At 51.3% G+C, this 21,132-nt stretch carries 24 protein-coding genes; 18 read left to right on the plus strand and 6 right to left on the minus strand.

Annotated features, from left to right (window positions below):
- Positions 1-37: 37 nt before the first annotated feature.
- Entirely contained in the window at positions 38-535 is a 498-nt protein-coding gene (locus NO559_RS12740; protein ID WP_258332232.1) for an FxsA family protein, read from the minus strand.
- 316 nt (positions 536-851) lie between these two features.
- Here NO559_RS12740 and NO559_RS12745 point away from each other — a divergent pair, with 316 nt between their 5' ends.
- The 6 genes from NO559_RS12745 (at position 852) to NO559_RS12770 (ending at position 4,922) form a co-directional block, all read left to right on the plus strand.
- Positions 852-1,613, plus strand: a complete 762-nt coding sequence (locus NO559_RS12745) for an SDR family oxidoreductase (RefSeq protein WP_258332233.1) — start codon at positions 852-854, stop codon at positions 1,611-1,613.
- A gap of 116 nt (positions 1,614-1,729) precedes the next feature.
- Complete coding sequence (locus NO559_RS12750; protein ID WP_258332234.1) at positions 1,730-2,041, plus strand: MGMT family protein; 312 nt, start codon at positions 1,730-1,732, stop codon at positions 2,039-2,041.
- 99 nt (positions 2,042-2,140) lie between these two features.
- A complete protein-coding gene (gene cmoA / locus NO559_RS12755) occupies positions 2,141-2,869 on the plus strand; it encodes a carboxy-S-adenosyl-L-methionine synthase CmoA (RefSeq protein WP_258332335.1) in 729 nt (242 codons plus the stop codon).
- Positions 2,869-3,861: a tRNA 5-methoxyuridine(34)/uridine 5-oxyacetic acid(34) synthase CmoB gene (cmoB, locus tag NO559_RS12760; RefSeq protein WP_258332235.1), complete on the plus strand. Its 993-nt coding sequence runs from the start codon at positions 2,869-2,871 to the stop codon at positions 3,859-3,861. Before cmoA ends, cmoB begins: the two co-directional genes overlap by 1 nt.
- A gap of 20 nt (positions 3,862-3,881) precedes the next feature.
- Positions 3,882-4,337 carry a group III truncated hemoglobin gene (locus NO559_RS12765; RefSeq protein ID WP_258332236.1) on the plus strand — a complete coding sequence of 152 codons (456 nt, stop codon included), beginning with the start codon at positions 3,882-3,884 and terminating at the stop codon, positions 4,335-4,337.
- A gap of 297 nt (positions 4,338-4,634) precedes the next feature.
- Positions 4,635-4,922: a hypothetical protein gene (locus NO559_RS12770; protein ID WP_258332237.1), complete on the plus strand. Its 288-nt coding sequence runs from the start codon at positions 4,635-4,637 to the stop codon at positions 4,920-4,922.
- A 1-nt stretch (position 4,923) separates the two neighbouring features.
- On the opposite strand, the gene NO559_RS12775 is transcribed toward NO559_RS12770, so the two are convergent.
- Positions 4,924-5,565 (minus strand): DUF3047 domain-containing protein, encoded by a 642-nt coding sequence (locus NO559_RS12775; RefSeq protein ID WP_258332238.1) that lies wholly within the window; start codon positions 5,563-5,565, stop codon positions 4,924-4,926.
- A gap of 40 nt (positions 5,566-5,605) precedes the next feature.
- Here NO559_RS12775 and NO559_RS12780 point away from each other — a divergent pair, with 40 nt between their 5' ends.
- Positions 5,606-6,994 (plus strand): MATE family efflux transporter, encoded by a 1,389-nt coding sequence (locus NO559_RS12780; protein ID WP_258332239.1) that lies wholly within the window; start codon positions 5,606-5,608, stop codon positions 6,992-6,994.
- Here NO559_RS12780 and NO559_RS12785 read toward each other — a convergent pair.
- On the minus strand, positions 6,972-7,295 hold the full coding sequence (locus NO559_RS12785) for a hypothetical protein (RefSeq protein WP_258332240.1): 324 nt from the start codon (positions 7,293-7,295) through the stop codon (positions 6,972-6,974). The two genes, NO559_RS12780 and NO559_RS12785, sit on opposite strands and share 23 nt — an antisense overlap.
- Positions 7,296-7,380: 85 nt before the next feature.
- Positions 7,381-7,944, minus strand: coding sequence for a PEP-CTERM sorting domain-containing protein (locus tag NO559_RS12790; protein WP_258332241.1), 564 nt, complete (start codon positions 7,942-7,944; stop codon positions 7,381-7,383).
- A gap of 299 nt (positions 7,945-8,243) precedes the next feature.
- Between NO559_RS12790 and hemN the strand changes: the two genes are divergently transcribed.
- The 11 genes from hemN to NO559_RS12845 all read left to right on the plus strand — a co-directional run bounded on the left by hemN (position 8,244) and on the right by NO559_RS12845 (position 19,125).
- On the plus strand, positions 8,244-9,653 hold the full coding sequence (gene hemN, locus NO559_RS12795) for an oxygen-independent coproporphyrinogen III oxidase (RefSeq protein ID WP_258332242.1): 1,410 nt from the start codon (positions 8,244-8,246) through the stop codon (positions 9,651-9,653).
- A gap of 31 nt (positions 9,654-9,684) precedes the next feature.
- On the plus strand, positions 9,685-10,422 hold the full coding sequence (gene fnr / locus NO559_RS12800) for a fumarate/nitrate reduction transcriptional regulator Fnr (protein ID WP_258332336.1): 738 nt from the start codon (positions 9,685-9,687) through the stop codon (positions 10,420-10,422).
- Positions 10,423-10,588: 166 nt separating this feature from the next.
- Complete coding sequence (gene ccoN / locus NO559_RS12805; RefSeq protein ID WP_258332243.1) at positions 10,589-12,016, plus strand: cytochrome-c oxidase, cbb3-type subunit I; 1,428 nt, start codon at positions 10,589-10,591, stop codon at positions 12,014-12,016.
- Positions 12,017-12,035: 19 nt separating this feature from the next.
- Positions 12,036-12,644, plus strand: coding sequence for a cytochrome-c oxidase, cbb3-type subunit II (ccoO, locus tag NO559_RS12810; RefSeq protein ID WP_258332244.1), 609 nt, complete (start codon positions 12,036-12,038; stop codon positions 12,642-12,644).
- 14 nt (positions 12,645-12,658) lie between these two features.
- Positions 12,659-12,823 (plus strand): cbb3-type cytochrome c oxidase subunit 3, encoded by a 165-nt coding sequence (locus NO559_RS12815; RefSeq protein ID WP_258332245.1) that lies wholly within the window; start codon positions 12,659-12,661, stop codon positions 12,821-12,823.
- A complete protein-coding gene (gene ccoP / locus NO559_RS12820) occupies positions 12,820-13,701 on the plus strand; it encodes a cytochrome-c oxidase, cbb3-type subunit III (protein ID WP_258332246.1) in 882 nt (293 codons plus the stop codon). The genes NO559_RS12815 and ccoP overlap by 4 nt, the downstream gene beginning before the upstream one ends.
- A 58-nt stretch (positions 13,702-13,759) precedes the next feature.
- A complete protein-coding gene (gene ccoG / locus NO559_RS12825) occupies positions 13,760-15,163 on the plus strand; it encodes a cytochrome c oxidase accessory protein CcoG (protein WP_258332247.1) in 1,404 nt (467 codons plus the stop codon).
- Positions 15,163-15,702, plus strand: a complete 540-nt coding sequence (locus NO559_RS12830; RefSeq protein WP_258332248.1) for a FixH family protein — start codon at positions 15,163-15,165, stop codon at positions 15,700-15,702. Before ccoG ends, NO559_RS12830 begins: the two co-directional genes overlap by 1 nt.
- A 16-nt stretch (positions 15,703-15,718) precedes the next feature.
- The gene (locus NO559_RS12835) at positions 15,719-18,178 is read left to right on the plus strand and encodes a heavy metal translocating P-type ATPase (protein WP_258332249.1); all 2,460 of its coding nucleotides are present in this window, start codon (positions 15,719-15,721) and stop codon (positions 18,176-18,178) included.
- Between the two features lie 4 nt (positions 18,179-18,182).
- Complete coding sequence (ccoS, locus tag NO559_RS12840; protein ID WP_258332250.1) at positions 18,183-18,368, plus strand: cbb3-type cytochrome oxidase assembly protein CcoS; 186 nt, start codon at positions 18,183-18,185, stop codon at positions 18,366-18,368.
- Positions 18,361-19,125, plus strand: a complete 765-nt coding sequence (locus NO559_RS12845) for a sulfite exporter TauE/SafE family protein (RefSeq protein ID WP_258332251.1) — start codon at positions 18,361-18,363, stop codon at positions 19,123-19,125. Before ccoS ends, NO559_RS12845 begins: the two co-directional genes overlap by 8 nt.
- A gap of 61 nt (positions 19,126-19,186) precedes the next feature.
- Here NO559_RS12845 and NO559_RS12850 read toward each other — a convergent pair whose 3' ends face one another.
- Together NO559_RS12850 and NO559_RS12855 are read right to left on the minus strand one after the other, a co-directional pair.
- Positions 19,187-20,017 (minus strand): YdiY family protein, encoded by an 831-nt coding sequence (locus tag NO559_RS12850; RefSeq protein WP_258332252.1) that lies wholly within the window; start codon positions 20,015-20,017, stop codon positions 19,187-19,189.
- Between the two features lie 212 nt (positions 20,018-20,229).
- Positions 20,230-21,126, minus strand: a complete 897-nt coding sequence (locus NO559_RS12855) for an ROK family protein (RefSeq protein WP_258332253.1) — start codon at positions 21,124-21,126, stop codon at positions 20,230-20,232.
- Positions 21,127-21,132 lie beyond the last annotated feature (6 nt).

The following is a 21,132-nucleotide window of genomic DNA, read 5'->3' on the forward strand; positions in this document are numbered from 1 at the left end:
AAAAAAACGGCATAAAGGGGTAAATAAGCAGGGCTGGCTAGTCCTCGCGGCGATACTCCCCCTCTATAGTGGTGTTGTGCGAGCCTGGCACCTCACGCTGCACCTCCGCCTTAGGGCCAGCGGGACGAGGCCCGGCCTGCCCCTGCGAGCTATAACTAAAACTGGCATAACCACTACCGCCCGCCATAACCCCCTTGCGTATAAGATGCTCTATAGCCCAGCCACGAGTTAGCGGTAACAAGCATAAAAAACCCAGCGCATCTGTAATAAAGCCTGGGGTTAGTAATAGCGCGCCACCCACCGCCAGTACTATGCCCGACAACATCTCTTTAATAGGGATCTCACCCTGGGCCATACGCTGATTGGCCCGCAGCAAGGTATCCAAGCCCTGTTTACGTAACAAGCCCGCCCCAATAATGGCCGTCAACAACACCAAGGCCACCGTGTTGAGGCCGCCTATATGATCCCCCACCTCGATAAGCAACATGATTTCGGCAATGGGAATAAGTACAAACAGAAAAAATAGAATACGCATGAAGAGCTCTGATTATTGAGTATGTGCATTAATATGGGGTTGCTCAGCAAAGTTTCAAGGGCATAGCCAAGGCCTGCCACAGCAGGCTTAGGCAGACACTACAGCGCTAACGTCTTTCGGCAATGACTGCGAGCTAACAACAGCGGCAGCAAAATGAAAAGCCTAGCGCACAGCCTTCCGACCCCAACTTAGCAATAGAAAGCTCTGGGTTAGTTCGCCAAAAAGCTGAGCAGTTTCGTCAATTGTCGCCTACTCTAAACACTGCAATAATGTCGACATTTTCACCCTCTGCAACACTTACCCAAAAGGTAGCAACATGAATTTAAATAACAAAGTTATCGCCATTACCGGTGGCGGCCAAGGCTTAGGCCGCTCTATGGCGACATTATTGGCCAGTAAGGGCGCACGCCTGGCACTGATAGACCTCAACCAAGAAAAATTGAATGAAACCGCGCAACTGTGCAAAGACGCTGGCGGTGACGCGAAGGCTTATATAGCCAACGTCGCCAATGAAGAACAGGTAGTGGCAGCCTTTGCCACCATAGCCAGCGACTTTGGCCAGTTAGACGGCCTGATTAACAATGCCGGCATACTGCGCGATGGCATGCTGATTAAAGCCAAAGACGGCAAGGTAGAGAAAAAACTCAGCCTGGCCGAATGGCAAGCGGTGATAGACGTCAACCTCACCGGGGTCTTTTTGTGTGGCCGCGAAGCCGCCGAGCAAATGATAAAAACCGGCAGCAAAGGCGTGATTATTAATATCTCCAGCATCTCCCGCGCCGGTAACGTAGGCCAAACCAATTACTCTGCCGCGAAAGCAGGTGTTGCCGCCATGACGGTCACCTGGGCCAAGGAACTAGCCCGCTACGGCATACGCTCCGCCGCTGTGGCCCCCGGTTTTATCGCCACCGACATGGTCGCCAGCATGAAGCCAGAAGCACTGGAAAAATTCACCTCAGTAATCCCCGCCAAACGCCTAGGCGCACCGGAAGAAATCGCCGCAACCTGCCTCTATATTTTTGAGACCGATTATGTCAATGGCCGCGTGATAGAAATGGATGGTGGTTTACGGCTGTAAATCAGCTACAAGCTACAAGCTACAAGCTACAAGATGATGGTCACTCCGGCGCAGGCCGGAGTCCAGCCCTTGCTATCGACTAGGAACTAGTGGCTAGAATCTATAGACTTCTTCCTATGACTGAAATTTCCAATGCCCAAAAAATCTGGCTGGCGGTGCAGCAAATCCCTGCGGGTAAGGTGGCCACTTATGGCCAAGTGGCCGAGCTAGCCGGCATACCCGGCGCGGCTAGGCTGGTGGGCAATACCATGCACAAACTCCCCGCAGGCAGCCAACTGCCTTGGCACCGAGTGGTCAGCGCTCAAGGCAAACTCTCGTTGCCCGAAAACAGCAGCGGCTATCGCGAACAAAAGCTGCGCCTGGAAAGCGAAGGCATAGTCTTTAAGGGCCAGCGCATCCCTTTGGCTCACTACCGCTGGCAGCCCTAAGCAAGCGATCTATATCGGCAAACATCCTGCAGCCATAGCACGGTGAATTCTGTGCTAAAATCTCGCCCCCTACAGACCGCAGCCATAACAGCTATCGCCATGACCGAAAAAGATTCGATTTACGCCAGCGCCCTCAGCAATATTGCCGACTTTGCTTTTGATGAAAAAGTTGCCGCCGTTTTCCCCGACATGATACAACGCTCGGTACCCGGCTATAGCACCATAATCGCCATGACCGGTGTTATGGCCGAACGCTACGCCCAAGCTGGCAGTTACTGCTACGACCTAGGCTGCTCACTGGGCGCCTCCACCCTGGCCATGGCCAAGCAAATTGAAGGACGTAATTGCAACATCATAGGGGTGGACAACTCCCCCGCCATGTTAGAGCACTGCAAAAGCAATATAGCCGACAGCGGCTACAGCACCCCCGTGCAATTACTCTGCAAAGATCTCAACGAGGTTACGATAAAAAATGCCTCAGTAGTGGTGCTTAACTTTACTCTGCAATTTATCGCCATAGAGCAGCGCGCCGCTCTACTCAGCCGCATAGCCGAGGGTATGAACGAGGGCGGCATTTTAATTTTGTCGGAAAAAATCTTGTTCGAAGATGAACACCTGCAAGCGCTCAACACTGACTTACACCACAGCTTTAAACGCGCCAACGGCTACAGCGATTTAGAAATCAGCCAAAAACGCGCCTCTATAGAAAAGGTGTTATTACCCGAAACCATCAACACCCACCAGCAACGCCTACAACAGGCGGGTTTTAAATCCATAGATGTGTGGTTTCAATGTTTTAATTTTGCCTCTTTGGTTGCCATAAAATAATGACGGATTTACTACAGCGCTATCAGCCCTTTTTACAGCAACTAGCGGCAACAGATTTACAAGAATGGTCAACCGAACTGCCCCAGCAAATCGCCCAAGGCCTAGACCCCAAGCGTTACGGCGACCTGCCGCGCTGGCAAAAAGTGTTAGCGCAGCTACCCGGCTGGCAGGCTACAACTATAGATTTAAACCAAGCCGCAGTGTCAGTATTAGGCGACAACACCGCCGCGCAGCAACGTGAATTTGCCGAATTGCTCAAAGGCTTACACCCCTGGCGCAAAGGCCCGTTTCATTTATTTGGCGTAGACATAGACACCGAATGGCGCTCGGATTGGAAGTGGGACAGGTTAAAAGATCGCATCAGCCCGTTACCAGGCCGCAAAGTTTTGGACATAGGCTGCGGCAGCGGCTACCACTGCTGGCGCATGCGCGGTGCCGGTGCCGAGTTAGTCATAGGCATAGACCCCACGCCGCTGTTTATTGTGCAATTCTTTTTGCTGCAGCACTATATTCAAGACCCCGCCGTCACCGTACTGCCCATGGGTATAGAACACCTGCCTGCCAAACTGCAGTTTTTTGATACTGTATTTTCCATGGGCGTTTTATACCACCGCCGCTCCCCCTTTGATCATCTAATCGAGCTGCGCGACTGCCTGCGCCCCGGCGGTGAGTTAGTGTTAGAAACCTTAATTATTGATGGCGACGAAGGCCAAGTACTGGTGCCCGAGGGCCGCTACGCCCGCATGGGCAATGTGTGGTTTTTACCCAGCTCGGCCACCTTAATGCAGTGGCTGAAAAAAGTAGGCTTTATAGACATAACATTAGTTGATGAAACCATTACCACTATAGAAGAGCAGCGCCGCACCGACTGGATGAACTTTTACTCGCTGGAACAGTTCTTAGACCCCAACGATCACAGCAAAACCATAGAGGGCTACCCCGCCCCCAAGCGCGCTATTATTACCGCTAAAACCGCGCAAAAAAACGGCTAGGCTTAGGAGCGCAGCAGACCATGAAACACGACATTGTTAACGCCGCCGATATAGACGCCTTAGTCACCGCCTTTTATCAAAAAGTATTACCCGACCCCATCATAGGTTTTATTTTTACTGATATAGCGGGCATAGATTTAGCCCAGCACCTACCCAAAATTGCTGGCTTTTGGCACAAAATACTGCTGCCACAATCCCCTGAAGGGCAGGCCTATAAAGGCCGTACCTTTGAGATACACCAGCACCTGCACCAGCACTGCCAACTCAACGAGCACCACTTTCAACGCTGGGTTTTATTATTTACTCGCACCGTGGATGAGCTTTATGCCGGACCGCTGGCCGATCTAACTAAGCAGCGCGCCGCCGCGATTGCGGAGTCCATGCATAAGGGGCTACACAATAAAGCCGCCACCCAGCATATGCTGCAACGGGAGCAAACTGGTGTGCAGTTTTTTGAACCAGATCAAAGCGCTTAGGCTATAAACTGCGTAAACTCTTACCGTTCCAGTCGTGCAATAGCTATTTATTGATCAGCGACTTAGGTAGTACTACCTAGCGCCACTCGGTAATTACCGATTTCGCCGCAACCACTACAGGGCTAATATAAACAGCATGTAGTAACAGCTAGCAGCGGTTTCCTAGCACCCATCTAGGTCTCACACTTTTTTTTAGCGCCCTTCGGGGTGCTTTTTTATGCCTGCGTTTTTTGCCTTGCCGCAATAGCTAAAATTGTTATCATGCCGCTCTCAAACAATCTCCCGCAGAGTGACAATATGCCTGACCCTATCGCTACTCAAATTAACACCATGCAAACCATGGCAAAAGCTGGCCACAGCATGGCTGAAATTTTGGGCTATTTAACCAAGGACCAAGGTATAGAGCAGCAGCTGGTACTAATGGAGCGCTGTCGCGATGCCTTTGGCTGCCACTTGGGTGAAGTGACTGCCATAGGCGCTTGGTGGCACGATGGCAGCTGCGAACTTAATGATGAGGCCATCAACGCCTATATAGGCTATATCGCCAGTGACTATGCCGCGGGCATTACCACTAGCGAGGGCTAAATTAATTAGCACTAAAGCTAATATCACCAAACCAGGCGGTACCAGTGCTACCGGTATTATCGCCATCCACCATAATGGCGTAGCCATCTAAGTGGTTCACATCCACTCCAAACGCCTGTTTAAAATCAGCCCGCAAATTACGCTGCTCCCACTGCCATTGACCCACTTGAGCCGCACCAGCACGCAGCACTATCATCATGGCTTTTGAGGTATAAGCATTGGGCCACCGCTCCCCCACCAGCCCATTAGAGGACCACACATAATTAAGCGCCAGGGTTTGCCAAGGCAAGGGGCCGGTTTTGCAAACCACATAAAAGCGTGCCGGGTAATCATCACCGCTTTTTTCCCGTTCGTTAAAACGGCCGTACACCGCCGCCACTTTCCAGCGCCAACGCACTACGGGAGTAGAGCGCAAATCTATAGACTGCTCTTTGTAAAGCATAGAGGCAGTACCCTGGCTGTGAGCTAGGATCACCTCGCGCCCCTGTTGCTGCTCTAACCGATATTGGGTATGCCCCACAAACGACCGCTGCTGCCAGCCTGCGGGCAAGGGCTCTGCCGCTATGCCAACCGCGCCAATCAACAACAGAAAATTTCGCAATAAGCTCACAATACGCCAAATACGCGCTCTAAAATTCGCCATCGCCCATGCTATAGTGGCCGACCATTTTGACGACATAATTATGAACACTGCAGTAAACACCTCATTCCATTCTTACCGGCACGAAGCCAGCAAACTGCTTAAGCTCAGCGCGCCCATTTTAGTAGGCCAACTTGCCATTACCGGTATGGGGGCAACTGATACTATTATGGCCGGCAATTACAGCGCCACCGACCTGGCAGCCATCGCCATAGGCCAAAGCTTTTGGCTGCCCTTACTGCTGTTTTTGGTGGGGTTTTTTACTGCCACCACCACTCTAATCGCCCACGCCTTTGGGGCCAACAAAGCCCACACTATCAAAACCCTGTTTAGCCAATCATTGCTGTGGGTAGCTTTGCTGTCACCTCTGGGCATAGTGTTTCTGCACAATGTCGCGCCGCTGGTGGCGCTATTAAAGCTAGAGCCTGAGCTGGCTCAAATTTGTGAGGCTTATTTAGCCGCACTTTCTTATGGTCTACCCGGTGGCGCCGCCTTTTTGGTCATGCGTAGCCTTAGCGAAGGCATGGGCAAAACCCGCCCAATCATGCTAATACAGCTAATCACCTTTGCCAGCAACATCCCCTTAAACTATATGTTGATTTACGGCCGCTGGGGCGCCCCTGAATTGGGCGGTGTGGGCTGTGGTTTTGCCACCGCCATTGCCCTGTGGCTGCAATGCGTGCTGGGCTTAGTGTTAATCAACAAACACCCTCTGCTGCGCTCGCTGCAGGTTTTTAGTGAAAAGTTCAGCTTGCAGGCTAAGATATTTAAACGCATTAGCGGCCTGGGCATACCTATAGCCTTTACCTTTTTAGCGGAAGTGTTGCTGTTTTCTATTATTGCTTTAATTATTGCCCCGCTGGGTACCACCATTATTGCGGGCCATCAAATTGCCCTCAGCGTGTCAGCGCTTACTTTTATGATTCCCTTGAGCGTGGGCATGGCCACTACCATTAGTGCTGGCCAGCATCTAGGTGCAAAGCGGCCACAACTGGCCAAACTGGCGTGCCATACTGGCCTAGGCCTTATCTTACTTAGCTCATCTATTATGATGCTGATGATCATCTGGTTAAAAGCCGATGTGGCCGGGCTATACAGTAATAACGACACCGTCATCGCTATAGCCAGCTCGCTATTGGTCTTCTCGGCGCTGTATCAAATACCCGATGCCGTACAAGTCTGCATGGCCAGTGCGCTAAGGGCTTACCAAGATACTCGCACGCCCTTAGCCATCGTGCTATTTGCCTATTGGGGTATTAGCGTCCCGCTAGGCTGGGCACTGACCTTTGGCAAGCTGGGTATGGCGCCTCTAGGGGCCAAAGGCATGTGGATGGGCTTAGTCTGTGGGCTCACAGTGGCAGCTATTTTATTGGCCAGCCGCTTTTTCATTATCAGCCGCCGCGCCAGCACTAAGCTTCAGCATCAAAGGTAAACACCCGGCTGGCCAACACCCAGGCCCAAGGGCCAGCCTGCACCTGCGCCAGCTCAGGTGCAGGGGTGGCGAATTGCCACTGCAAGGCACCGCAGTAACGGCAGGGCGGTAAGTCTATAGCGGGGATTTTAAAAAAATGGCGGGATAGGTCGGCGCTATCGTAGTACACGTCCTTTAGCGCCGCATTAAACAAATACTGCCCCTGGCAGCTACTACAAGCCTCTATAGACAACTCATCCTCGCCACAGAGATTGCCGCCGCGCTGGCCAATCAACGCAGTATTAAACACTATAGCCGCCACCTTACTTCCTCCTCTACAAAACATCAGGCAATAAAAAAGGCCCCTATTAAGGAGCCTTTAATAAACGCGCCGTTAGGCGCTTAGCTTAGCGCTGCTTGCGGCGTGATGCCACTAAGCCCGCCAAACCCAAACCTAATAAGGCGATAGAGCCAGGCTCGGCAACAGTTGAGGGGGTACCGCGACTCCACAACTTCATATTAGATAGGCCGCCACCGCCGCCATTTAACTTGTCATAAGAGAAGGTGCCGCTGGTAGCGCCAGTCTCAATAGCCCAAGCAAAGTGATCAGGGCTGCCGCCGCCGTTACCCACGTGTATAGAGATAACCGCTTCACCAAACAAGCTCCAAAATGAAGCATCTATGGACCAAGTGCCTGTTACATGCTGGCCCCAAGAATCGGCATTAGTCGTTAAAAATCCATTGGTACCATTGGCGCCATCGTTGCTGCCCTGCTGAGTCCACGTGGGACCATAGAGTGCATTGATAGTAGAACCATTACCTAGGGTATTACCCTCGCCGGTTTTACACTCGGTAGCTGAGTCTAATGTTGCTGTGCGCTGGCTAGAGCCACAAGTCACGGGAGTTGCCCAGCTGGTACTTGCCATCACAAAAAAGCAGACACTGGATAGTAGTGTTAGCGTCTTAGTCATCTTAAATCATCCTGTTTTAGATCAAGGTCTATCAAATTGTTGAATACTGGGCTTGCTGTACGTAAGACACTGCATCGCCTCAGGTGGGATTATATAAAGCAATACTTACACCAACAAAATAAAATACTATAAAAACAATAGGTTACAAAAACAAGGCAAGGCAAGCCCTACGCGGATGTAAACTATACCGACAACTCCACCCCCCCCTCATCACCAGCACTATTGATCCATATCAACGTAACTCAAGCCACAGCCTATAAACTACCACCCCTACGCCAATCACTAGACTGCCTACACCCATGAGCAATCACGCCAGCTTAACAAGCGCTAACGCTAGCCACTGCGGGCTCATTAAGCCCCATAAATATGATGTGACAGGGCCGCGCTACACCTCCTACCCCACCGCCTTACAGTTTCAAGCCAATTTTGGCTGTAATGAATATCGACAAGAGCTGCTAAAGCAAAAAGGCAGCACTATTGCCCCCTTATCGCTGTATGTGCACATCCCTTTCTGCCATAACATTTGCTATTACTGCGCCTGCAATAAAATCGTCACCCGCGACCACAGTGCCGGCCGCCGCTATCTCAGCTATCTGGCAAAAGAGATTAGCCTACAGGCCGAGCTGGTAGGCCTACAGCGCACAGTAACCCAGCTGCATTTAGGCGGTGGCACTCCTACCTTTTTAAGCGATGCTGAACTCACCGAACTGATGCACCTACTGGGCCAGCACTTTAAACTGAGTGACCAGCCCTCGCGCGAATACAGCATAGAGATAGACCCGCGCACGGTTAACTCTGACCGCCTGGCCTTACTGCGAGGCCTGGGCTTTAATCGCCTGAGCTTTGGCGTACAAGATTTCGACCACGAAGTGCAAGTAGCGATTAACCGCGTACAACCCTTTAACACCTTGCAGGTACTAACCGACACCGCTAGGCTGCATCAATTTAACTCCTTAAGTTTCGACCTCATTTACGGCCTCCCCAAGCAAAGCCTGCACTCATTGACTCACACCTTAGCGCAGGTAATTGAGCTAGCTCCCGACCGCATCGCCTTTTATAACTACGCCCACCTGCCTACGCGTTTTAGCAGCCAGCGCGCCATCGATCGCCAGGCCCTACCCACCGCCGAGCAGCGCCTAGCCATGCTGGCACTAATAGAAACAACTCTCAGCACCGCTGGCTACTGCCATATAGGCATGGATCATTTTGTAAAGCCTGATGACGAACTGGCCATTGCCCAGCAAGAGGGGCGGCTACAGCGCAATTTCCAGGGCTACTCCACCTGCCTGGCCCCCGATCTTATCGGCCTGGGCGTTTCCTCCATCAGCTCGCTGGCCCATAGCTACGCCCAAAATGAGAAAGACCTAGAGCGCTATTACGAACGCCTGGATAACCAGCAGCTAGCCATAGCCCGCGGCTTGACTCTAAGCCATGATGACCACATACGGCGCCAGGTAATCAGCCAGTTAATCTGCAACCGGCAGCTAAACATCAAACAGCTGGAAAAGCAGTTCCAAATAGACTTTAAGCAGTACTTCAACGACTGCTTGGAAACACTAAAATACCTGCAAAAAGATGGCTTAATCCTTATGGAGAGTGATAAAATCCGCGTCACCTTAAAGGGGCGGCCCCTGTTGCGAAATATCTGTATGACTTTCGATAACTACCTGAATCATGACAGCCAATCCCACTACTCCAGTACGCTTTAGCCCTTTTAGCGATGAGGACAGCTACGCCATCATGAGCAACAAGCTAGCAAGCAGCGCAAAACTCTGCCCGCACAACAATCAAATATCCTGCAACGACTGCCGCCTAGGCAGCATCTGCCTGCCGTTGGCCATGCATGAAGATGACATCATCAAGCTGGACGAAATCGTGCAACGCGGCCGACCACTGGCCAAGAATGCCCATATCTACCGCAAAAACGACCCGTTCACCGCGGTGTATGCGGTACGCTCAGGCAGCGTTAAAACCTACCGCCTCACCAATGACGGCCAAGAACAGGTCACCGGCTTTTACTTTCCCGGTGAAATCATAGGTATGGATGGTATAGGCACCGGCCACTACGCCAATGCCGCCAAAACCCTGGAAACCGCCGCCATCTGCGAGATCCCCTTTGACCGCTTAGAGTCACTCAGCACCGAAATCCCCAACATGCAGCGTCACTTTTTCCAGCTGATGAGCCAAGAAATAACCAGCGACCAACAATTAATCACCTTGCTGAGTAAAAATTCTGCAGAAGAACGCATTGCGGCCTTGCTAATTAGCATTTCAGCACGTATGGTGCGCCGGAAACTGTCAGGCACGCAATTTAGGCTGCCCATGTCACGTACCGACATAGGCAATTACCTAGGTTTAACCATAGAAACAGTCAGTCGAGTTTTTAGCCGCTTTAAAAAACAAAACCTTGTCGATGTGGATGGCAAGGAAATCTCTCTAAAAGATTTAGAGGCCTTAAAAGAAATCGCTGATATGTAAGCGACAAGCCCCGCAAGATGGCATCTTTTAAGACACGACTCTTTTACAAAACCAACATTAATCTGGTTTTCATCACAGGCGATTTAGCCTGGATAGTCAATGGGTATAACGCCTGGCGCTATATCTGTATTAACAAAAAACAAACGTTCAAAACATAGGGTTATTTATGAATAATCAGCTTGAGCACCCTGTATACAATTACAAGGTGGTACGCCAGTTTACGGTTATGACCGTGGTCTGGGGTGTTATTGGAATGGCTGTAGGGGTGCTAATTGCATCACAACTGGCCTGGCCTGCGCTAAATTTCGAAACACCTTGGCTTACCTTTAGTCGACTGCGCCCATTACACACCAACTTAGTGATTTTTGCCTTTGGTGGCTCGGCATTATTTGCTACCTCACTATTTGTGGTACAGCGCACCTGCCAAGCCAGGCTGATCTCCGACAAGCTCGCGGCCTTTGTTTTCTGGGGCTGGCAGCTAGTGATAGTCTGCGCCATTATCTCTTTACCACTGGGATACACCAGCTCTAAAGAATACGCCGAGCTGGAATGGCCCATAGATATACTCCTAGCCATAGTCTGGATAGCCTATGCGGTACTGTTTTTTGGCACGATTTCCAAGCGTAAAGCCAGCCACATTTATGTAGCCAACTGGTTTTATGGTGCTTTTATACTCACCGTTGCGGTATTGCATATAGTTAACAGCGCCGCCATCCCCGTGAGCATGATGAAATCCTACTCCGCCTATGCAGGCGCAGCCGATGCCATGGTGCAGTGGTGGTACGGCCATAACGCAGTAGGCTTTTTCTTAACCGCAGGTTTCTTGGGCATTATGTACTACTTTGTGCCTAAGCAAGCTGGTCGCCCGGTCTACTCTTACCGCTTATCGATTGTGCACTTTTGGGCACTGATTTCGCTATACATCTGGGCAGGTCCTCACCACCTACACTACACCGCATTACCCGACTGGGCTCAAAGCTTAGGCATGGTAATGTCATTAATCCTATTAGCCCCCAGCTGGGGCGGTATGATTAACGGCATGATGACCTTGAGTGGCGCTTGGCACAAACTGCGCACCGACCCAATCTTGCGCTTTTTGGTGGTGTCGTTATCGTTCTACGGCATGTCTACCTTTGAAGGCCCGATGATGGCCATCAAAACCGTTAACTCATTATCACACTACACCGACTGGACTATAGGTCACGTACACTCAGGCGCTTTAGGCTGGGTAGCGATGGTCAGCATAGGTGCCATCTACCACTTGGTACCCGTGATGTTTAACAAAGACGCCATGTACAGCACGCCTTTAATCAACGTCCACTTCTGGATGGCAACCATAGGCACCGTGCTATACATCAGCGCTATGTGGGTAAACGGTATTTTACAAGGCCTAATGTGGCGCGCGTATAACGCTGACGGCACCTTAACTTACAGCTTTGTAGACTCGGTAGAAGCCAGTTTCCCCGGCTATGTCGTGCGCCTAATCGGCGGCATCACCTTCTTGGGTGGCATGCTGGTGATGGCTTACAACGTATGGCAAACCACTCGCAACAATGAAGCCGCGGCCACTAACCCTGCCGCCAGCGCCGCCTAAGTGCCTGAGGATAGTTAACATGAATCATGATTTTATAGAAAAGAACATAGGCGCCATGCTGGTACTGGTTATCGTTGCCATCAGCTTCGGTGCCTTGGTAGAAATCGTACCCTTATTTTTCATCAAGCAAACCACCGAGCCGGTAGAAGGCCTTAAGCCTTATACCGCGCTGCAACTGGAAGGCCGTGACATTTATATACGTGAAGGTTGTAACAACTGCCACTCACAAATGATACGCGCCATGCGTGCAGAAACTGAGCGCTACGGCCACTACTCGGTAGCGGGTGAGTCTGTCTACGACCACCCCTTCCTATGGGGCTCTAAGCGTACAGGCCCAGACTTGGCCCGCGTTGGCGGCCGCTACTCTGATGACTGGCATCGCGCTCACTTAATGAACCCTAGAGATGTGGTACCCGAGTCAAATATGCCCGCCTTCCCTTGGTTGTTTGAAAACAGCTTAACCGGTGAGCACACGGCCGCTAAAATGCGCGCCCTGCGCACTGTGGGTGTGCCTTATACCGATGAAGACATTGCTGGCGCTAAAGAAGCGGTAGCAGGCAAGGTAGAAATAGAAGCCTTGATCGCCTACTTACAAAACCTCGGCCTATTGCTTAAGCACAAACGCTAAGCGAGGAGACTGGCATGGACATTAATACATTTCGTGGCTTGGCAACCGTGTTTGCCCTGATCGGCTTCATCAGCATATGCATATGGGCTTATAGCAAAAAGCGCAAGAAAGATTTTGATGACGCAGCCAATTTACCTTTTGCCGATGACAAACAATCATCAGACGGAGAATCTCTATGAGTCCTTTCTGGAGTGCATGGATAATAATTCTAACCACTATCTTTTTAATTGGTATCTGCTGGGTACTGATGGCTAACCGTAAAACTCAAAACCGCGGCCCCGATGCCACTACTGGTCACGAGTATGACGGCATAGTCGAATACGATAACCCCATGCCGCTATGGTGGATACAAGGCTTTGTGGCCACCATTATTTTTGGTGTAGGTTACTTAATTGCCTACCCCGGTATGGGCAGCTGGCCCGGCGTATTGGGCTGGACCGCAGTTAACCAATGGCAGGCCGAAGTTGACGAAGCGGCAAAACGCTACGGCGATGTATTTGCTGGCTACTCAGCCACCCCCATTGAAGAACTAGCACAAGACCCTAAAGCCATGCGCATGGCGCAACGTATGTTTGCCAATAACTGCGCACTTTGTCACGGTGCTGACGCAGCGGGCGGCTACGGCTTCCCCAACTTAACCGACAACGATTGGTTATACGGCGGCAGCCCCGAGCAAATCAAAACCACCATCACCCACGGCCGTACAGCTGCCATGCCTCAGTGGGGTAATGTCGTAGGCGACCAAGGTGTGCGTGAAATTAGCGCCTATGTGTACAGCTTAAATGGTCGTGAAGCCGATGCCGCACTGGCAGCCGAAGGCGGCAAAAAATTCCAAATGTTTTGCGCTAGCTGTCACGGTAAAGACGGCAAAGGCAACTACGCCTTTGGTGCGCCTAACCTAACCGACCAAGTCTGGTTATACGGCGGCTCTATGGGTCAAATTCAGCACACTTTGCAAAATGGTCGCTCAGGTCGTATGCCTGCCCACCAAGAGCTACTCAGTGCCGATAAAATCCATATGCTTAGCGCCTATGTATGGAGCTTATCTAATCAATAAGCAATCACATAACAGCAATATGTTTTAACGATTAGTTTGTACAACGTTTGAGGTAAAAATGACTACACAACGCGATCCCGTCGAAGAGTTTCACCCCGCTGGGGTCGCCGAGTTAGACCTTTACCAAAAACGCGAAAAAATCTACACCCGCAAAATTGAAGGTTTTTACCAAAAGATTCGGGTGTACACGGGCTGGCCATTACTACTGCTCTATTTCATAGTGCCGTGGCTAACCTGGAATGGCCAGCCCGCTGTTTTATTTGACCTACCCGCTAGACAATTCCACATCTTTTTTTGGACCTTCTGGCCGCAAGATTTTTATTTATTGGCGGGCATTTTAATTATTGCCGCCTTTGCCTTGTTTACCGTCACCGCTTGGGCGGGACGTATCTGGTGTGGCTACACCTGCCCGCAAACGGTGTGGACCGCCATTTTTATGTGGGCCGAACAAAAGTTTGAAGGCAGCCGCAACCAGCGCATCAAGCTAGACAACAAACCCATGCACTGGGAAAAGTTTTGGCGCAAGCTGGCCAAACACACGGTTTGGGTAACGGTTTCCTTAGCCACCGGCGTCACCTTTGTCGGCTACTTCACCCCCATTTACGATTTGGTTTTTCATTTAGATTACGGCCTATGGGGCTCGCTGTGGATCACCTTTTTTACCTGCGCCACCTATATCAACGCGGGCTATATGCGCGAGCAAGTCTGTATTTACATGTGCCCCTATGCCCGCTTTCAATCGGTGATGTTCGACAAAGATACGCTATTAGTTTCCTACGACGCTAAGCGCGGCGAACCCAGAGGCTCGCGCAAAAAAGACGCTGACCTGGAAAAAGAAAACCTAGGCGCCTGTGTAGACTGCAATATCTGTGTACAAGTATGCCCCACCGGCATAGACATACGCGATGGCCTACAAGTGGAGTGTATTAACTGCGCCCTGTGCATAGACGGCTGTAATAGCGTGATGGACCAGATGGGTTATGAGCGCGGCCTAATCCGCTACACCACCGAGCACGAGCTGGAAGGCTACCCCGGCAACCGCTACCACCCGCGCTTTATCGCCTACGCGGCCGCCTTGCTGATTATGCTCACGGCCTTTGGTTACAGCCTACTGACCCGCGTGCCATTAGAGGCCGACGTAGTGCGCGAGCGCGGTAAGCTCTACCAGCGCACCCCCGAAGGCCGTATAGAAAATATGTATGTGCTAAAAATCATGAACAAAGATCAACGCCCCCACACGTTTAAGATTGCCTTTAGCGGCCTAGAGCAGGCGCAACTTAAGGGCGACAATCAAAAGACCTTAAGCGCGGGTGAAATTGTTGAATTGCCGCTGCGTATTAATATCGCCCCCGAGCAATTACAACGCTTAAACAGCACCATTTACTACCACATCACCTCACAAGATGACCCCGACATACACATGAGCGTAGAAAGCCGCTTTATAGGCCCAGGAACTCCTTAATGAACACCCCTGATAACGACAAACAACCCGCCCCCTGGTACCAGCAATTTTGGTTATGGTTTCTTATTTTTTTCCCCGCTCTAGCAATTGTGGCCGGCGTAATCACAATTATCATTGCGGTAAAAAATGAAGACAGCCTAGTGCGCGATGATTATTACAAAGCGGGGCTGGCCATAAACAGCGACCTAGCCCACGATAAATTTGCCCGCCAGCACAATATACAGGCAACCCTCACCCTAGACAGCGTAACCGGCGGCCTACAACTTGCTTTGCAGGCCGATTTAGACAGCCTGCCCAATAAGCTGCAGCTGGATTTTATACACCCCGCTGCTCAAACTATGGACTTTGGCGTGGAGCTAATCAAACGCCACGACAATCTGTATATAGGCCAGCTTAAACAAGGCCTCACTCATCGCTGGTACCTACAGCTAAGCGACCAAAGCAGCCCGTCTAGCGATGATAAGAGCTGGCGCCTTAGTACTGAACTGGATGCCAGCACTAATGATGCTGAACGTATTAGCCTTAGCTTCACACCCTAAGCCCAATCGCTAAATCATGCCTAACAGCTCAAACACCCAGCGCGCGGCCTGCTACCACTGCCAGCTACCCATTATGGCCGGTGACCGCTTTGAATGTGAGCTGGATGGCAGCACACGAGGTTTTTGCTGCCCGGCCTGCATGGCGGTGGCTCAAACTATTCATGCTGGCGGCCTGGGCGCTTTCTATCAATACCAACTGTCCCAGCAACAACAAGGTAGCGAGCAGCGCCCGCAACTCTCACTATTAGCAGAAAAGTTTGCCGCCTTCGACCTGCCCGATTTTCAGCAACGCTTTGTTAAGCCGCAGGGCCAAGTAGTAGAGACGGAACTGCTAATAGGCGGCATGCACTGCGCCGCCTGCGTGTGGCTGCTAGAAAAACAATTGTCACAGCTTAATGGTCTAGTCAAAGTTTCGGTGAGCTTGGCGGCACAAAAAGCCATTATCAGCTGGCAGGGCGAGCAGCTTAAGCTCAGCCAAATTTGCCAAAGCATAGCGGCCATAGGCTATGAGCCCGAGCCCTATCACCACGATCAACTGTTAGAACTACAACAACGCGAGCAGCGCACCGCCCTGCGCCGCTTAGGTATAGCAGGCATAGGCATGATGCAAGTGGGTATGTTTGCCATAGCCCTTTATGCCGGCGAAATGCAGCACATCAGCGACGACAACCGCAATTATATGCGTGTTATCAGTATGCTGATGGCCACGGTGGTGGTGTTTTATTCCGCCCGCAGCTTTTTTATTGGCGCCTGGCAAGGCATTAAAAAAGCCAAGCCGGTGATGGACTTGCCCGTCGCCATTGCCATAGGCCTGGCCTATAGCGCCAGCCTACGCGCCACCTTTAGTGGCAGCGGTGAAGTGTATTTTGATTCCGTCACCATGTTTACCTTTTTACTGCTAGCCGGGCGCTATGTAGAGATGCGCGCGCGCCACTACCACGGCCGCCTCAGCAGCCACCTGCAAAGCTTGCTGCCCAGCACAGCTACCCGTATAGACACCCATAACGGCGAAAAAAGTCAGCAGGCGGTGCCGCTATTTAATATACAGCAAGGCGATATATTGCTGGTTAAACCCGGCCACACCATACCCGCCGACGGCATCATAGTTGAAGGGCAAAGCAGCATTAACGAAGCCCAACTCACCGGTGAGTTTACCCCCCTCAATAAAGGCTGTGGCGACAGCTTGATTGCCGGCACCATCAATGTCAGCAACCCCCTGAGCATGCGCGTCACCGCCACCGGCGCCAAACTGCAATTGGAATCCATCGCCCAGTTAATTAATCAGGGCCAACACAGCAAGCCCAAAGTGGCGATATTAGCCGATAGGCTATCGCTGTATTTTATTAGTGCCGTGCTATTGATTGCCGCCGCCACTTATTTCACCTGGCTAAGCATTGATGCCCAGCAAGCTTTTTGGGTAAGCCTATCGGTATTGGTGGTGAGCTGTCCCTGCGCCTTATCACTGGCCACCCCCACCGCCATTACCACCGCTGGCCACCGCCTGCGCCAAAGCGGCGTGTTTGTTGCCAAGGCGCAATTATGGGAGAGCCTACCGGCAATCAAACATATAGTGTTTGATAAGACCGGTACCCTCACTCAGGGCAAACTCAGCATAGAGCAAACCCTATGCTGCGAGGGCTTTGCAGCTGAACAGGTATTGCGCATCGCCGCCCAGCTGGAAAACTGCTCGGAACACCCCATAGCCGCCGCTTTCAGCAGCTACAGCCGCAGCCAGGCCAGCAAGGTATGCAGCACCCCCTATCAAGGCCTAGAAGGCGAGGTGGACGGCCAGCGCTATCGCATAGGCAAGGCCAGCTTTGCCGCCGCCTTTTATAACGGCGACCAGCCCAGCCCGCCGCAACAAGAACAAGGCCAGTGGATATTATTAAGCAATAGCCAAGGCCCCTGCGCCTGGTTTCAGCTATCCGACCCGCTGCGCAGCGACACCGCCAACACGGTGCAACAACTCAAACAGCAGGGCTTTACCCTACACTTGCTCAGTGGCGACAGCTCGGGCAGCGCGCAGCAGCTTAGCCAACAGCTGGCCATGGATCACTGCATAGCCTCTGCCAGCCCCGCCGACAAACTAAATTACATACGCCAGCTGCAGCAGCAGGGGCCGGTAATGATGCTGGGGGACGGCATTAACGATATACCGGTGCTAGCCGCGGCAGATGTTTCGGTAGCCATGGCCAATGCCCCCGATGTAGCAAAAACCCAGGCCGACTGTATTTTATTATCCGGCCAGCTCAAGGGCATATTAACGCTATACAGTATGGCCACGCGCACCCAGCGCATCATTCGACAAAACTTAGCTTGGGCCTTGCTGTACAATATCAGCATTATTCCCTTGGCGGCCTGTGGTTTAATCCCGCCCTATTTAGCCGCGCTAGGCATGTCGCTAAGCTCCTTAATCGTATTGATTAATGCGCTGCGGCTACAGCGTAATAACAGTGGCTACACGCCCGGTAGTTAACCCTATGGATATTATTTACCTACTTATACCCATTGCCCTTTTGTTTACCGCACTGGCAGTAAAACTGTTTTTTTGGGCGGTAGACAGCAAGCAATTTGATGACCTAGATTCTGCAGGCCAGCAAATTTTATTTAATGACGACGCTAAAAAAACGGACCGCAGCGAAACAGAAAAATCTAATCATGAATGAAGCCTTGGTCTTTATTAACACGCTATTTGCCGATCAACTTTTTTTAGGGCTACTGGGCTCAGCTTTTTTATTGGGCATTATGGGCAGCAGCCATTGCCTAGGCATGTGTGGTGGCATTAGTGCCGCCTTAGGTTTTCAAGCTAACCAAGGCCATGGCCGCATAGTGGCCTACAACGCCGGCCGTATTAGCACCTACACTGCCATAGGTTTAATCGCGGGTTTGGTCGGTGAAACCCTAACCCTTAATGCCCCGCTGCTAGGGCCAGTGTTAAGAAGCTTGGCCGGTTTATTATTAGTGGCTATGGGGTTCTATATTGCTGGCTGGTGGATGGGGCTGATCCGCTTAGAAAAAATAGGCAGCCACTTATGGCGCCACGTGCAGCCCCTAACGCAAAAACTACTGCCCGTGCACAGCAATAGCCAAGCGTTAAAACTGGGCCTATTGTGGGGCCTGCTGCCCTGCGGTTTAATTTACTCCACCCTAAGCTGGGCTTTAGCTACGGCCAACGGCCTGCAATCCGCCTTGCTAATGCTAGCCTTTGGCTTGGGCACGCTGCCCTCTATGCTGGTGAGCGGCATGGCCGGTAAAAAAGTCTTAGCTTTTTTGCGGCAACAAAAAATGCGCGCTATCGCCGCTATATTAATGATAGCGCTAGGCTTGGTAACCGCAGTAACGCCTTGGCAACATTTAGGCCACCACCAGCATGGTGCTGCCGCTGAGCCAGAAACTTCCAAGCATGAACACCATCACCATTAAACCGTTGTGAGACGCATAAAAAAAACCGGCCTGAGCCGGTTTTTTACTAAGTTAGCTGCTCTTAAAAAGAGTAAGACAGGCTCACCAAGGTTTCTTTGTCGGCACGCTTAGTATCTACGGGAACCTCATCGGTGTACTTAATTTTATAAGCTAGTTTTAACGATAATGAACTGTTAATTTTAACTTTTAAAGCCGTTTCAGATTGGCTGATAGAGTTCTCTTCACCCACTTCAGAAGATAGCGATTGCAAAAAGTTTGCGCTATCACTAATAGTCCAGGTGTACAGCGTCGCCAAACGTAATATGGCTTCATCCTGATCATCTTCTGCCACCATAGCATCGGCATCAGCTTCGATTTTACTCACCCTGTAACCCAAACCCGCTTCTATATCCCACACCATGTTTTCCACGTTGAGCAAGTTGCGACCTAAACCAGCAATAGCCGTAGACTGATAGTCATAGCCGCCAAAATTGTCATCGGTATAGGAAAGCATGCCAAAGTAATAACTTTTTTCTGAGAAGTTATAGCTTAGTTTATTGTAGGCATAATATTTTTCAGCCGTGCGCACATCATCTTTTACCGATGACAAACCCTCGGCGTGAATAATATATTTCCAAGCGTCTTTTTTACGGGTGAGGTGTATAGCACCGCTGGTGGTAGTTTCTTCAGTATTACCTGATAAATTGATATAGCTAGCATCTATCTCACCAGACCACAGCTTGACTGCTTTAGGTTGTTCAACAGTAACAAGCGCTGGCTCACAAGCAGCATTTGCAGCGGCTACCGCAGCCTCACAACTAACGGCTTCAGCAGCCGCCTCTTCTGCACGGGCCTGCATGGTAACAGCACTGGCTAATGCCGCCGAAATAAAAACTACGTGATTCTTTTTCATGAAATTGCCTTTTTGCCTCTTGTTATAGTCAACATAGCCCTCCAGCTTTGCAGCTAGCACGCCACAAATTTTTAGCGGCGCATTGCGTTAAAGTCGCTTAAAGCGTTCAATTTTAAGAGAGCATAAAATCAGCAGGCATGATAATCGACCGCCATGGCTATGTCGATGCAAGCAAAAATAAATCTCAAGCAGTTAACCGCCACAACGCTTGGCTAAGGCCACAACCAAGCCGCACCTCTAACGCCACTAGCATCACCGTGCACAGCGGGGCGCAGTTGCGTACGCACCTCATCGTTAAACACATGCTCGCACCACAGCCGCGGCACCTGCTGATAGAGGCTGGCAGTGTTTGACATACCGCCGCCCAAAACAATCACATCGGGGTCGACGATATTAATCACCTGGGCCAGCGCCATAGCCAATTGCTGCTGGTAATACGCCAACGCTTGCCCGGCCTGTTTATCGCCTTGCTCGGCGGCAGCTACTATATGCTCGGCGGCTAACGGCTGCGAGCTAATACGCCTATAAGTTTCGGTTAAACCCGGCCCCGACAAATATGTTTCTACACAATCACGGCGCCCGCAGTAGCAAGTACGGCCCACTAGCTCGGAGGTTATGGCCGTACTAGGCATGGGGTTATGCCCCCACTCACCCGCTATATGGTTAGCTCCGGTTAGCAACTGCTGATTAACTACTAGGCCGCCGCCCACCCCAGTACCCAAAATCACCCCAAATACCACCGCGGCTTGCGCGGCGGCGCCATCCACAGCCTCGCTTAGCGCAAAGCAGTTAGCATCGTTGGCTATGCGCACGGGTCTGGCCAGTAACGCCTCTATGTCGGCTGGTAAGTGCTGCCCGTTTAAGCAGGTGGAGTTGCAGTTTTTCATCGCACCGGTTAACGCCGAGGCGCTACCTGGTGTGCCTATGCCCACGGTACAGGGCTGTTTAAGCTGGGCTTCGGCTTGCTCTACTAAGGCTTTAATACTGCGGAGGGTAGCGGCGTAATCGCCTTGCGGAGTCGCTACCCGCTGGCGAAAAACAATTTGCTGCTGTGCATCAAAGGCCACGGCTTCTATTTTACTGCCGCCCAGGTCTATACCTATACGCATACTGAG

Source organism: Dasania sp. GY-MA-18 (assembly GCF_024734385.1).
Lineage (GTDB): Bacteria > Pseudomonadota > Gammaproteobacteria > Pseudomonadales > Dasaniaceae > Dasania > Dasania phycosphaerae.